Below are 14,583 nucleotides of genomic sequence, written 5' to 3'. Positions count from 1 at the left end.
TGAAAAATGAATAACGTAAAAAACCTTTTTGATTTAGATGTACAAGTAACAACTGCTTCAAGTGATGTAGATCCACAAATTACAAGTGTATCTTTATGTACACCAGGTTGTGGAGATACAGGTAGTTGGAACAGCTTCTGCTGCTAATTAGAAGTTGAAAAAGAGGGAAACAATGTTGTTCCCTCTTTTCTCTTCTTTTGAATTATATTATAAAAGGAAAGGGAGATTAAAATTGATATTACAAAAAGAAAAATTCAATCATAAATCTAGCGTAACTACTGAAAATAATTTATTTGAACCTCTTCCATTTTTTATGTTAAGAGCCCCGTTTTTACCAACCCATACCTTCGACCAACTTAAAGACGAAGCAGTATTAGTGGAAAAGTTAAGAGCTTATGCAGAAAAAGATTATGTAAAAGAAGCCATTGCTATTGCAAGTCCTTCTCTATTAAATTCCCTTCATTACATACATGGTGATTTAAATAATAGAAAAACTCAACAAGTTTTATCTTCTATGTTGCGTTACATGTTAAGAATGACAACTAGACCAACTCCTTTTGGAGCTTTTTCAGGAGTAGCAGCTGGACAATTTAAAAAGAATTCTTCCCTGAAAATAGATCATTTCAAAGAGTTTAAGAAGAGGGCACGACCAGATATGGAGTGGCTTTTGGGAGTTATTTCAGTTTTAGAAAGGAGCAATATCCTTCCTTCTCTAATTGTAGATAAGAATCGTGCATCGTATGTAGTAGGCGATCGTCTTCATTTGCCATTTTCAACTGAATGTGGTCAACTTAGAAAAATGGGAATGGAGAAAAGAGAAAATATTTCCATAATTTATAGCGAAGTGGTTGAAAAGGTTCTTAATTTAGCTGAGGAAAGAATAACAGTGAGAGAAATTACACAAAGGTTACATACTATTTATCCAAATACAGATGTGACAATAATCCAACGCTTTATTATACAGCTATTGGAACAAGAATATCTTATAACGGAACTAAGGCCTCCTTTAACTATTGATAATCCATTTAATTATCTCATTAGAAAATTAGAAGAAAAAGATGAGAAGATAGAGCTCTATGAGGAACTGTTAAAGGTAAGGGAACTAATCAATACTTATAATCAATTACCATTAGGAGAAGGTCTCTCCCTTTATAGTGATTTGATTTCACAAATGCGACATATTTATGAAGTTACAACTCCCCTTCAAGTAGATTTCTCCTTAAATGCCACAGACTTAACTATTGGAGAAAAGGTAGGAGAAGACATAAGCAAAGCTGCCCAAATATTATGGTCGATAGCTGATGAGGGAGTGGGATTTCAACATTTACAAAAGTATCATGTTGATTTTTTAGAAAAATACGGAACATCTAGAGAAGTTCCTTTACTAGAATTATTAAGTGAAGAGTTAGGTCTCGGTGCACCTGCCTCTTATCAAAATCCACATGGGAAAAGGGGAGGAGATACTACCACCTCTTCTATAAATCAAGAACGTAATAGTCAGTTATCATATCTTCTTATTAAAGCTATTCATAATCAAGAAAAAGAAATCGAGATTACAGAAGAAATAGCTCAGAGAATGAGTAAAGAAAAAGATAGAAGATATGCGCCTGACTCTTTAGAAGTATATGGAGAGTTACATGCTGCTTCACAAGAGGACTTAGATCAAGGTAACTATACATTCTGTTTAAGTCCTAACCCTGGATCTAATGCCTTAGGTAGCACATTTGGTCGATTTTTAGATATCTTAGATCCGGATGTTTCGTTAAAAATACAACAGTATCAACAAAAAATTGACCTTGAATTCAACGAAGATACCGTGATGGTAGAAGGCTCCTTTCTGCCAGCAACTGGCCGATCAGCCAACGTAGCAATTGGAAAAACGACAAGAAAAGTGAACGTCACTCTGGGAACAAACGGTGATGAAGAGACAATCCAGTTACCTATCGATGATATTGTGGTAGGAGCATCGTTAGAGAACTTCTATATGAAGTCAAAAAAACTAGGCAAACGAATTAAAGTAGTAGCCGGTAACATGCTTAATTATCAAAGTGCGCCTAATATTTATCGTTTTATGAGGGAGATTTCACTCAATGATTTAGACCAATGGCGACCATTTAATTGGGGAAGTATGGCACACTCTCCTTACTATCCAAGAATTCGCTATAAAAACATTGTTCTTTCACCCAGTATTTGGAAATTAAATAAAGAGGTTTTCGGTATGAGAGAGAAGCCTCAGAATGAGGAAGAATTTTTTAAAGCTTTTGGAGAATGGCGCGAAAAGTGGTCAGTTCCTCGTAATGTATTTATGACTTATGGAGACAATCGCATCTTAATTGACTTGGAGAACACTTTACACCTACGTGAACTAAAAAATGAATTATTCAAGCAAGGAAGGTTGCAATTAAGAGAAACTCTTCAAGATCGGGATCAAAATTGCTTAAATAGCCCTTTAGGGAGACATGCTGTAGAAATAGTTGTTCCTTTAAAGAAAACAGAAAATACTGAGCGAAGAAAGAAAATTGGTGCAATAGGGGAAGCGAAAAAAGATATTGTAAGTAATAAAATAATCTACAAATTACCAGGGAGCGAGTGGTTATATGTAAAACTCTATGCTCCAAACGCAAGAGAGAATGACTTAATACTAAAATATCTTACGCCTTTCGCTAGTGAAATGGTTAAAAGTGATATGGCATCATCATGGTTCTTTATGCGTTACCGAGACCCTGATGCACATATTCGTTTACGCTTTCAGGGAGACCCTTCTAAACTTAGTGGTCTAGTTCTTCCTCGTTTAAGGGAATGGGCAGATAAACTAATGGATTTAGGATTACTCCAAAAGATTACTATCGACACATATGAACGAGAAGTAGAGCGTTATGGTGGTCCCATGTTAATAGAAAAAGCTGAGGATTATTTTCATTACGATAGTCAGTCTGTAACCATGATTCTCAGTACGTTAAATCAACAAAATCATCTTCCAGCTTATGTAATGGCATCGCTCTCAATTATAGACATCATGGATAACTTTAGGTTGAATTACGCGCAACAAGTAGCCTCTATAGAAAATAATACAGAAAAATATGAGTATATAGATGAATTTAGACCGTTGCGAAAAGAATTATCTCTAATAGGAGATTCACGAAATGATTGGGAAAACTTGCGTAATTATAATTCTGGAGTCGGTAAGTCTATATATGAAAGTTTCTTGATTCGTAAAGAATCTTTAACCCGTTATGTGACTGAAATTAAAGAGTTACAGAAAAGAGATATGCTTTGGAATGAGCATCAAATGATTATGGGAGCAATTATTCATATGTACTGTAATCGATTATTAGGAGCAAATAGAGAATTAGAGAAGAAAGCATTAGCTTTTACTAGACATATTTTGTCCAGCCAGAAGTATTGGAGGAATAAGAATGAAGAATACGCTAGATCCTACAATGGAAAATGAGAAAGTATCATTTGTTAGCATTCTAAAATCTTTTCGATACTGGCCGAGTCTATTTAAGCTTTTGTGGGAGACACACAGAGGATATTTCTTCTGTGTTCTTGTCCTAAATTTTCTAAATGGGCTATTACCAGCTTCCTTGATTTTAGCAATAAAATATCTTGTAAATATGGTGCAAAATCTGTATATCCAAGGGTACAAAGATAACTATTTTTACGACATTTTACCTTTTTTTATCTTCTTTTCAGTTGTCACTTTATTAACCAGCGCTACCGGTTCAATCCTAGAAACGCATAAGCAACTATACAGAAACCTACTGTCTAACAAAATAAATGTAAAATTGATTGAAAAAGCGAAAAGACTACCTTATGCAAGCTTTGAAAACCCAGAGGTATACAATAAACTCCAACGAGCAAGGCAAGATTCCACGTATAAGCCGTTTGCTATTTTTGAAGAGTTAATGGGGATCGTAAAAGGTGCTATTACTTTAATTTCTATTTCAATAATTTTAATGGTTTGGAACTGGGAATTTACATTGATCTTAATTTTATTACCTTTAATATCCGCCTGGTCTATTGTGAATGTGGGAAAAGAAATATTTTTAGTAAGCCATAAGCGAGCAGAGGAGACAAGAAAACAGTTTTATTACTACTATCTAATGACCACTGATATTACCGTTAAAGAAGTTAAAATATTTGGGTTAGGCAGCTTACTACTAAGAAACTATTCAGACTTATTTAGTAAGTTCTATAATCAGGATCGCCATTTGCTTTTAAAAAAGATGAGAATTGATTTATCTTTTCAATTGATAAGTGTAATTTTTGTAATATTCGTTCAATTTATGATTGTTAAAGATACAATCCAGGGATTAATTGCTATTGGTAGCCTTATTGCTTATTTTCAAGCTGTCAACACGACTCAAAAAACGTCAAATGAGTTAATGTATATGGTTTTTAACATGCATCAAAACAATCTATATATGACACAATTATTTTCCTTCCTTAATGTTCCAGAAAGCACAGATAAACCTAATGTCTCAGAGGAAAAAACGTTAGAAAATGTCTCTTCAACGGAAGAAGGTATTCAATTTTTAAATGTATCCTTTAAATATCCAGGGCAAGAGAATTACACATTAAAAAATGTTAATTTTCATATTAAACCTGGAGAGACTTTGGCTTTAGTAGGATCTAATGGATCTGGAAAATCAACAATTGTTAAGCTGCTAACACGACTATATACAGATTATGAGGGGATTATTCTCTTGAATGGTAAAAGAATCGAGGACTATCAGCCGCAAGATTGGCAGGATAGAATTAGTGCTATTTTCCAAGATTTTGTGAGATATGAGTTAGATGTCAAAGAAAACATTGGTTATGGTGATTACAAAAGGTCTAATCATTTAGTAGCTATACAAGCAGCAGCTAAGAGGTCCGGAGCGCTTACAATGATTGATAGCTTGCCTGATAAAATGGATACTCAGCTCGGAAAAACTTTTGCTAACGGTATTCAATTATCTGGAGGCCAATGGCAAAGAATTGCTATTGCGCGAGCCTATATGAGAAGAGCAAGTTTATATATTCTTGACGAACCGACTGCTGCTTTAGATCCAGCAGCCGAAGAAGAAGTTTTTCAAGATTTTCAAGAGATTGCTCAGAAAAGTATGGGACTTTTCATATCTCATCGCTACTCAACCGTAAAATACGCTGACAGGATTATAGTACTTGATAAAGGAGAGGTCGCGGAGTATGGGACTCATGTAGAACTTTTAGACACAAATGGAATATACGCCAGATTATTTAATCTGCAAGCTAAGAGTTATATAGAAGCCAGTGCAACACAAGCAAGCTCATAAGATGTAAGGAGAAAGGGGAAAATTATGCCATCTACTACTGACCAAAAAACGTATTGGTTAAAGGGAATTGATAATGAGACAAGAAATAAAGCACTAAAATTAGTGTTAAGCATAGCTGAAAAGTTAAAGGATCCAAGTGGTATAGAAAAGATAGTAATGGCTCCTGATAACGTATCATTGGCAGGTAATTTGAATCCATGGGACCCTATCACATTGTCCCATGGTTTTCCAGGCACTATTTTATTATTTGGAGAACTTGACCGTCAGTTCCCTGATAGTGGGTTTGACCTTGTCGCACATAACCATTTAGTAGAAGTACAGAAGGTTATTGAAAGGCAAGGGGTCAATAGTATTTCGATGTTTGGAGGTATAACAGGTGTCGCTTATGCCACGTTATATATATCCCATAATTATGAGAGGTATTCTAGATTCCTCCAAGTCTTAAATAATTTTATATTGATGCAATTAGAAAAGATATTAAATGAACCAGAGAAGGAACTAGGTGTACATCCTCTAAAATATGATGTGATACAAGGAATGACAGGAATAGGTCGCTATCTCATTGAAAATACGAAGCATAAAGAAAATCATGAGGCACTAAAAAAAATACTTACTTATTTTGTGGATATGGCTTCTGATATCGAGGTAAATGGTGAAAAAGTACCGGGGTGGTATGTTTCAAAAGCGAATCAACTACTAGAAAAAGATAGAATTATGTTTCCAGAAGGGAATTTTAATTGTGGTCTTGCTCATGGCATACCGGGTCCACTGTCTTTTATGGCTTTATCGATTCAAAAGGGAATTGAAATACCTGGTCAGAGGGAAGCTGTACTCAAGATTACCAATTGGTTAATGAAGTGGAAACAAGTAGACAGTGGTTGGCCTTCCAGACTTAGTTTTCAAGAAGTAGCCACTTCTAAAATATCTCATTCTTATCCAAAACGTCAGGGCTGGTGTTATGGAGACCCAGGCGTAGCGAGAAGTATATATTTAGCAGGAAAGGCCTTGGGCGACACAGCAGCAATAAGGAGTGCAGTAGGAGCTTATCAGGACATAATAGTAGAACCAAAAGAAGAATGGGAATTAGTATCGCCAACATTTTGTCATGGAAGAGCAGGATTATTACAAATGCTTATAAGGATGGCAAAAGATGAAGAGAATCAAATCTCAGTTCAATCAATAGTAGAGTTAGTACATTATATAGAAGAATCATATGATCCTAATGCACCCTTTGGTTTTAGAGATATAGAATCCAATGGAGAGAAGTCACATCAATTAAACAAGGCTGGATTACTCGAAGGTGTAACTGGCGTATTATTACCTTTACTAAGTTTAAGTTCAGTGGAAGAACCTTGGTGGGACGGGGCATTTTTACTTTCTTAATTAAGATTCAGGGGGCTATGATAAATGGACGTTAAGAATATTGTAGAGAAAAAAATACTGGTAGGGGTAAGTGGGTCGATTGCAGTAGCAGGCATTTTTCAATATTTAGCTATGCTAAAGGCAAACTTTAGTGAGGTAAAAGTTGTAATGACGAAAGGTGCAGTTCAACTTATCCCAGCTGAGACAGTAAAGTTATATTGTGACGAGGTATTTATTGATGAAAAGCTTAGCATAAGTGGAACCATAGGACATGTGGAATTAGCGAGGTGGGCCGATTTAATGGCCGTACTTCCAGCTACAGGAAACACATTATCTAAAGCAGCTCATGGTCTAGCAACTGATTTATTAAGTACAGTAATACTAGCTCATGATAAACCTGTTATCTTTTTTCCAAACATGAATAAATTAATGTGGGAAAAGAAAGTAGTTCAGCATAATGTTAAGCTACTACAACAATATGATCATATTGTTGTACCTCCTGTAAAAACAACAGCTTTTGAAATTGCAACTATGTCATTGAGACCTAACTATGTTTTACCTAATCCGCAAAATATATTGAACATCATTTCTAAACAATTAGAAGAAAGAAATAGACTAGCGAATATTTGTGAAAAAGTTGAAGTTCAATAAAAACTCACAAAAATGTGAGTTTTTTTCTTTTCTTTATTTTTTATTTATATTTGTCTTTTATATTAAACCATAAGGAGGGATTGAATATGAAAAAAGAAATTGTTTTAGAAGCAAATAATATCACAAAAACAGTGAGTGGAAAGAATATTGTAAGTCAATTCTCAACTAAGGTGTATAAAGGAGATATATGCGGGTTTTTGGGACCAAATGGAGCTGGAAAAACAACTGTTATGCGAATGTTTACAGGGCTTATTCGCCCTACTCAAGGCACAATAATGGTAGGGGGTAAAGATGTAAATAAAGATAGACAACAGGCTTTAAGAAATGTAGGAGCGATTATAGAGTCCCCTATCTTTTTCCCGTATATGTCAGGCAGAAAGATGTTACAAAATTTAGCGAGGCTATATCCCGCCCTTTCGAGAAAAGAACAGTTAGAGCAAGTGGAGGCAGCATTATCTGTTGTAAGATTAACGGAAGATGCCGATGTAAAAATTAAGAATTATTCATTAGGTATGCGACAAAGACTGGGAATTGCTCAAGCCCTCTTAGGAGAACCAGATGTCATTTTATTAGATGAGCCAGCAAATGGTCTTGACCCTATGGGAATGAGAGAATTAAGAGAATTAATTCTTGAACTTCGAGAAAAGAAAAATCTAACATTTTTCATTTCTAGTCATTTACTTGATGAAATCCAACAAATGTGTGATCATCTTGTCATTATTCGTAACGGTAAACTTGTTACACAAGGAAGTAAAGAAGAGTTAATTAAAGATCCAAGCAAGAGACTGGAAGATGTATTTGTGGAGATGATGACATCATGAAAGGACTTTTCACTTCAGAGTTAGAACGATTATGGTCACAAAAGATATCATGGATCATACTATTTTTTATACCCTTAATGTCGCTAGGTTCAGTTAAATATTACTTAAATTGGAATGAACGAGTGTCACCAGGACAACCAGATTATGTAACTTCTTTGAACTTCCCTATAATTAGCATTTCTGAACATCTCGTTGTTTCTTTTAATATCATAGCTATAATACTAATTTCTACGGTTATAGCTAATGAGATAGAAAATGGGCAGCTAAGAATGATCCTCATCCGCCCTTTTTCTACCACTCAACTTTTTTTAGCAAAATTAGCTACTATTTTAACAACCATGTTCTTGTATTTAACTCTATTTTGGATTTTAAATACCGTTGCTGGTTATATCTTTTTTCCTAAGGTTAATACCTTAATAACATTTCTAGATGAGCAGAAATTATCTTTAGTAGCAGCTTTATTATATAACGTAAAATATTTCTTTGCTTGTTTTGTGACAATGATTAGCGTTGTATCAGTTTTTACATTATTAGGATCGATAAGCAGAAGTACAATGATAACACTTGGGGCAGGGGTTGGCTTTATTTTCTTAGCAATTGCCATTCCTCAGCTCTTAGAATTCTCGACGCAAACAATTATCGGGCACAGCACAGTGGTTCACCTTATGTACATGTCTATCGTGAAAATTCAGCACACAGGAATAGCGTTTTTACTTTCATCAACTAACAATCTAAATTCTTACATTATTTTAGTTCAAGCCGTATACATTGCTCTATTTGGCTTAATTGGTTATTGGACATTTGTGAAGAGAGATTATTTTATTTGACTCAAGGAGGGTTTTAATTGAAAGCATTATTTATAAGCGAATGGGAGAGACTTTGGAGCCAAAGAAAAAGTAAATGGATGATTGGGATTTTTACTGTAATTGTACTTCTTCAAGCTTGGTTCTTAAGATACTATGGAGTTGGAATTTACAATAACGATCAGCAAGTTCCTTTAAATACTTGGAATTTTCCATGGTTCTTATTAAAAGAATCTTCATTCTTACTTACATTGATCTTTATGCCAGTATTTTTTCTGAATAGCCTTAATGTAGAATATAACTCAGGAGCATATCGTCTTTTTTTAATTAGACCTTTTAAAAGAAAATCATTTCTAATTTCAAAATGGTTCTCTCTGGCCTTAATGGTACTAGTACATTTATTAATTATCCTAGGGATTAGTATAGCGTTTGGTTTTATCTTCTTAAAACCAGATAATGATTTTACTTTTTATGGTCAACAGAAGAATGCTATAGAAGCTATATTATATACAGTACAAGTGTATGGTCTCTTTTTCATCATCCAGATGTGCTGTTTAGCTCTTGCTAGTTTAATTAGTGTAATTATTTCAAATGCAGTTATTAGCTTTTTCTTGTTAATTGGGTTATATGTAGGTTGTTTGTATGTTTCCAGCCAACTTTCATTTTTCTTATTATCAGTTCAAAGTATCTTTCATACTCTGAGTACTACTAGCAATTCTTTATATGTTTTTGCATTTGTTATTATGTTAGTTGGTTTTGGTGCTTGTGTAAGGATTTGGAGTAAAAAAGAATTTACTTCTTAAATAAAGATAGGAGGAAGAATTAAAATGGCTATATTGGAAGCACGAGAAATTACAAAAGTTTATAAAACTAAGTACAGAACGTACCCTGTCTTAAAGAATATAAGTTTAGATATTGAAGAAGGCGATTTTGTAGCAATTATGGGTCCTTCGGGAAGTGGAAAGTCTACCTTATTAAATGTGCTTTCTTCCCTTGATATCCCCTCAGAAGGGGATATCAAGGTCGGGGGAACTACTCTCACAGGTATGAAAGAAGAACAATTAGGTATTTACCGACGTGAGCATATTGGTTTCATCTTTCAAAATTACAACTTGTTAGATCATTTGACTATTGAAGAAAATATTTTATTACCTGCTGCTTTAAAAAAAGGAGATAAGAAAGGTGTCCAGAATAAACTTCAAAAATTTGCTGAAGAGTTGGAAGTGACAAAATTTTTAACTAAATATCCTTATGAAGTCTCTGGGGGGCAACAGCAAAGAGCTGCCATCATTCGTGCTCTTATTAACAATCCTGCTTTATTATTTGCTGATGAGCCTACAGGGAATTTAGATTCTAAATCTGCTCAAAATGTTCTACATACTTTAAAAATGTTAAATGAAAAGTACAAAACAACTATTTTAATGGTAACTCATGATTCGGTAGCTGCTAGCTTTTGTAACAGAGTCATATTTTTAAAGGATGGCCAAATTGTCCATGAAATGAAGCGTTCCAAATTAGAAGATACGTCTAAGTTCAATCAAAGAATCTTATCTTTTATCGCTAAGGAAGTGGAGGATAATGATATCAATGTGGAAATATATAACTAAGAATATAACCCGTAATCTTTCTCATTATACAGTATACATACTTAGTAGCATTCTTTCTGTAGCAATTTTTTATATGTACGCAGCCTTTCTTTTATATCCAAAGGTTTCGGGAACAGAACAGTTATTAATTGCATGTGAAATTATTATTTTGCTATTTTCTTGTTTTTTTATCGCATATTCACATGAGCATTTCCTTAGAGAAAGAAAAAAAGAAATGGGTATTTGGAAAACATTTGGGGCCTCTAGAAAGCAATTGTTTAACGTGCTCGTTTTAGAGAACGCCGTAGTTGGTACGTTTTCTATTTTAGTTGGCATTTTATTTGGAATGCTGTTATCAAAGATTTTCTTTAATTTCATGAGTGATATTCTATTTTCAAATCAATCGTTCGTTTATACTTTCTCTCCCGTGGCTGTTTTTGTTACGGTTATTTTATTTGGAATAGTATTTTTACTTGTTTCATGTCGTAGTTATTTCAAGATTAAACGAATTGCAGTTCTAGAGTTATTTCAAGAAGAAAAAAAACCTAAACCTTCAGCTCAATTCTCTAGGGTTAAATTCATTTTATCTATCTGCTTTCTTTTGGTTTCTTATATATTTATCTCTTATGCATCTTTACCTATGCTATTATTTGCTTTTTTACCCCTATTAGCATTATTACTAGTAGGCACATACCTATTCTGTTCAAATGGTTTAGTAGGTGTAATATCTTATTTGAATAATAAAGAAAAACGGCAGTTGAATGGGATAAAGATGTTAACTCTTATAAGTTTGAGAAAAAGATTATTTTATAATGCAAAGATTATCTTCATCGTATCTATTCTATTATCTGCAATTATGATATCAATCGGTGCTATTCAGTTATATATAGAAAAGAACACTCAAAGAATGCAAAGCACTCACCCTCAAGGAGCATTATTTGTTGCATCAAAGGGGAAGGAAAACAAAATAGAAGATATTATAGCTGAATTGAAGAGACAAGGAATAAAGGATTTACACATGAATAAGTGGAAAGGATTAAAAATTTCTTCAGAGAGTGGGAAGAAGCAATTTTTAGTAATACAGAATGACCCATCTTTTATAAAAGATGAAGATTCGTTAAAAAATAATAATTATATTTTTAATAATAAAAAAACTGATGATATTACTAATGAAATCTTAAAATTAAAATCTGAAAAAGGGGAGAGAGATCTAAAAGTAAAAAATATGAACGGTAAAAGAGTTCTTAATCCTATAGATGGAATTGAGGGTATTATCTCTGTACCGAAAAACACTTTTAGTGAAATATATAAAACAACGATTTCTGAAAAAAGATTGTCACTCTATAAATTAGATTTTAAAGAGGATGCAAAAATTTATAACATTTTAAAGAAATTATCAGATACAACCTTGTTCAAATCGGATAATCTTCATAGTATTCGACTTCTCGATTATGAAAATACAGTTCAATTATCTTCAATATTGAGACTTACAGGACTGTTTATATGCTTAGTTTTGTTTCTTGCTTTAGCTAGTCTGCTTTGGTTTAAACTGTATGAAGATATGAACGATGATAAAAAAGTATTCCACTCATTACGAAAAGTGGGTCTTACAGCTAAAGAAATTAAAAGGACTTTGTACATTCAAATTTCGGTAATATTCTTTGTTCCTTTATCGTTAGGGGGATTGAATTTATTTATAGCTACTAATGCCTTGCAAAATATATTAGAAGGAATTACAATTTATTCTATAATAGTAATATTTTTAATATTTGGAGTGTCTCAGTTTATTATCTATCTTATTTCTAGTTACTTTTACTCTAAAAAGGTTCTATGAAAAGATGATATTTTGTCTAGGAGGGTACTAATTTATCTCTCCTAGATAATTAAAATACTAGGGGGGCGGGGAGGTATATACTTATGCAAGAAAGTATTCTTGTAGTCGATGATGAGCTGGAGATTGTAGATATAATCTCTGATATCTTTGAAGACCGAGGTTATAGAGTGCTTAAAGCTTATAATGGGGAGCAAGCATTAGATCAATTAAAGACAAATGTAGATTTAATAATATTAGATGTTATGATGCCCCAGATGGATGGTTTTGATCTTTGTAAAGTTATCAGAGAACAAATTTATTGTCCTATTCTGTTTCTAAGTGCGAAGCACTCAGAGATGGATAAAGTAAAGGGATTTACTTTAGGAGGAGATGATTATATAACGAAGCCTTTCCAAGTGAAAGAACTTATTGCTCGGGTAGAGGCGCACTTAAGACGTGAACAGAGGGATCGAGTTAGTACTCAGAATCAACGTCTCTTAGGTAATTTAACTATTAATTATTCACAACATGACGTTTTATTGGATGGTAAAAAGATAGACTTAACAAGTAAAGAGTTTAAGATATTGGAACTTTTAACAGTAAACTTAGGACAAATATTTTCTAAAGAACAGATTTATGAGAAAATTTGGGGTATTGATGCAATGGGTGACTTAAATACTATTATAGTTCACATTAATAATTTAAGAGCTAAATTGACTTCAGGAATGTCAACTTATCACATTAAAACGGTGTGGGGAGTAGGATATAAGTTGGAAAAACGTTAATGATTAAACGGCTATCTTTAAAAAATCAGTTTATTTTAACCTTTGCTTCAGTAATCTTTTTAAGCCTTATAAGTACAATTTGCAGCTTAGTTTTATTATATTATTTTCTCTCCGTTTATAATGAAAAGTCAGTCCAACCTGCTAATTATTACGAGAAAAAAGTTCCTAGCATAGAAAAATTTGTTGAGTTAAAAGGAGAAAAGATATTAGAAGTATCTTTTCAGAAAAATTTAGAAAAAGTTATTCCTATGGAAGGAATTACATATCAGGTCATAAACCTTCGAGGAAATAAAATATATGGTACATTAGATGACCAATTAATAGAAAATAACAAAAGTATATATGAAAAAGTTAATAGATCCGATCAAAAAGGGAAGGTCATAACGAAATATCTTCCTATCCTCGACAAAAATCGAATGGAAGGAGTTCTAGCTGTACGATATGTGTTAGCATCATCTATTGACTATTATATAAAATACATATTTCTTATAATATTATTAATTCCTTTTTTATTTTTAACACTTTACTCATACGTATTTGCGAGACGTTTTGGGAAAGAATTAAATAAACCGATTAAAGAACTGAGTGCTGCTTCTCAGAAAATTAAAAATCAAGATTTGGATTTTGAGATTAAATATGAGAGTGAAAATGAAATAGGTGTATTAATTGACTCTTTTAACAGTATGAAAGAAGAGTTGAAAACGTCACTTTATCTTCAATGGAAATTAGAGCAAGAGCGTCGAGATATGGTTGCCTCGATTGCCCATGATTTAAGAACGCCTCTAACAATTATATTATCCCATGTAGAGGTCTTAATGGATCCATCATTAAATGGACAGAAGCGTTTGCCACAATATTTGCAAACAATAAAAAATAATACCCAAAGAGTATTGCATTTGACAGAGGAAATGAAAAGAGTGTCTGAGGTAGATAATCCAGATTTTACACTTGATATTGAAGGTGTTATTCCTATAGAAATGTTACCGGAAATGCTAGAGGAATTTAAAAAATGGGCAGAGGATGAAGAAATAAAGTTCACTTACAGCTTGAATAGAAAGCCTGGAGAGGGAAATTCCGAATTTGCATTAGATCCAAAACGATTGCATCAAATTCTGACTAACTTAATTTCTAACAGCATTCGTTTTACACCAGTGAATGGGAGTATCGATGTTCAAGTTCAGATAGAGAAAGATATGATGTCTTTTTCTATTTCCGATACGGGAAAAGGATTTGATACCAAAGATTTACCTTTTTTATTCAGTAAATTCTATCAAGGAGATCCTTCAAGGAATGACCAACTTCACCATGGGTTGGGGTTATATATTGTAAAAGAGTTAGTTATAAAACATGGTGGAGAAATTCATGCCAGAAATAATGAACCTCAAGGAGCATGTATTGAATTCACCATATCTTCCATAAATAAATAAAAAATGAACTATGAGTATCATAGTTCATTTTTTAT

Annotated in this window: 11 protein-coding genes and 1 pseudogene (1 of these 12 running past the window's edge); all 12 read left to right on the top strand. The window is 33.2% G+C overall.

Annotated features, from left to right (window positions below):
- A pseudogene (locus LAV82_RS25540) lies at positions 1-147 on the top strand (gallidermin family lantibiotic); it begins 81 nt to the left of the window's first position.
- Between the two features lie 85 nt (positions 148-232).
- On the top strand, positions 233-3,451 hold the full coding sequence (locus LAV82_RS25535; protein WP_499717188.1) for a lantibiotic dehydratase: 3,219 nt from the start codon (positions 233-235) through the stop codon (positions 3,449-3,451).
- A complete protein-coding gene (locus LAV82_RS25530) occupies positions 3,417-5,300 on the top strand; it encodes an ABC transporter ATP-binding protein (RefSeq protein WP_013060077.1) in 1,884 nt (627 codons plus the stop codon). The genes LAV82_RS25535 and LAV82_RS25530 overlap by 35 nt, the downstream gene beginning before the upstream one ends.
- A 24-nt stretch (positions 5,301-5,324) precedes the next feature.
- Positions 5,325-6,683, top strand: a complete 1,359-nt coding sequence (locus LAV82_RS25525; protein WP_013060076.1) for a lanthionine synthetase C family protein — start codon at positions 5,325-5,327, stop codon at positions 6,681-6,683.
- A 24-nt stretch (positions 6,684-6,707) separates the two neighbouring features.
- Complete coding sequence (locus tag LAV82_RS25520; RefSeq protein WP_013060075.1) at positions 6,708-7,313, top strand: flavoprotein; 606 nt, start codon at positions 6,708-6,710, stop codon at positions 7,311-7,313.
- 86 nt (positions 7,314-7,399) lie between these two features.
- A complete protein-coding gene (locus LAV82_RS25515; protein WP_499717187.1) occupies positions 7,400-8,134 on the top strand; it encodes an ABC transporter ATP-binding protein in 735 nt (244 codons plus the stop codon).
- On the top strand, positions 8,131-8,961 hold the full coding sequence (locus LAV82_RS25510; RefSeq protein ID WP_499717186.1) for an ABC transporter permease: 831 nt from the start codon (positions 8,131-8,133) through the stop codon (positions 8,959-8,961). The genes LAV82_RS25515 and LAV82_RS25510 overlap by 4 nt, the downstream gene beginning before the upstream one ends.
- A gap of 17 nt (positions 8,962-8,978) precedes the next feature.
- Entirely contained in the window at positions 8,979-9,740 is a 762-nt protein-coding gene (locus tag LAV82_RS25505) for an ABC transporter permease (RefSeq protein ID WP_013060072.1), read from the top strand.
- A 24-nt stretch (positions 9,741-9,764) separates the two neighbouring features.
- Entirely contained in the window at positions 9,765-10,544 is a 780-nt protein-coding gene (locus LAV82_RS25500; RefSeq protein ID WP_029321001.1) for an ABC transporter ATP-binding protein, read from the top strand.
- Entirely contained in the window at positions 10,516-12,357 is a 1,842-nt protein-coding gene (locus LAV82_RS25495) for an FtsX-like permease family protein (protein ID WP_499717185.1), read from the top strand. The genes LAV82_RS25500 and LAV82_RS25495 overlap by 29 nt, the downstream gene beginning before the upstream one ends.
- 83 nt (positions 12,358-12,440) lie before the next feature.
- Positions 12,441-13,121 (top strand): response regulator transcription factor, encoded by a 681-nt coding sequence (locus LAV82_RS25490; RefSeq protein ID WP_013060069.1) that lies wholly within the window; start codon positions 12,441-12,443, stop codon positions 13,119-13,121.
- A complete protein-coding gene (locus LAV82_RS25485; protein WP_013060068.1) occupies positions 13,121-14,548 on the top strand; it encodes a HAMP domain-containing sensor histidine kinase in 1,428 nt (475 codons plus the stop codon). Before LAV82_RS25490 ends, LAV82_RS25485 begins: the two co-directional genes overlap by 1 nt.
- Positions 14,549-14,583 lie beyond the last annotated feature (35 nt).

Source organism: Bacillus sp. ILBB4 (assembly GCF_035064545.1).
Taxonomy (GTDB): Bacteria; Bacillota; Bacilli; order Bacillales; family Bacillaceae_H; genus Priestia.
The sequence above is the reverse complement of the archived record's forward strand: the minus strand, read 5'-3'. Positions and strand labels throughout refer to the sequence as shown.

Bases quoted from the DNA above. Each gene is read 5' to 3' on its own strand.
- LAV82_RS25515 (WP_499717187.1), top strand. From the start codon at position 7,400: ATGAAAAAAGAAATTGTTTTAGAAGCAAATAATATCACAAAAACAGTG.
- LAV82_RS25500 (WP_029321001.1), top strand. From the start codon at position 9,765: ATGGCTATATTGGAAGCACGAGAAATTACAAAAGTTTATAAAACTAAG.
- LAV82_RS25525 (WP_013060076.1), top strand. From the start codon at position 5,325: ATGCCATCTACTACTGACCAAAAAACGTATTGGTTAAAGGGAATTGAT.
- LAV82_RS25490 (WP_013060069.1), top strand. From the start codon at position 12,441: ATGCAAGAAAGTATTCTTGTAGTCGATGATGAGCTGGAGATTGTAGAT.
- LAV82_RS25530 (WP_013060077.1), top strand. From the start codon at position 3,417: ATGAAGAATACGCTAGATCCTACAATGGAAAATGAGAAAGTATCATTT.
- LAV82_RS25495 (WP_499717185.1), top strand. From the start codon at position 10,516: ATGATATCAATGTGGAAATATATAACTAAGAATATAACCCGTAATCTT.
- LAV82_RS25520 (WP_013060075.1), top strand. From the start codon at position 6,708: ATGGACGTTAAGAATATTGTAGAGAAAAAAATACTGGTAGGGGTAAGT.
- LAV82_RS25510 (WP_499717186.1), top strand. From the start codon at position 8,131: ATGAAAGGACTTTTCACTTCAGAGTTAGAACGATTATGGTCACAAAAG.
- LAV82_RS25485 (WP_013060068.1), top strand. From the start codon at position 13,121: ATGATTAAACGGCTATCTTTAAAAAATCAGTTTATTTTAACCTTTGCT.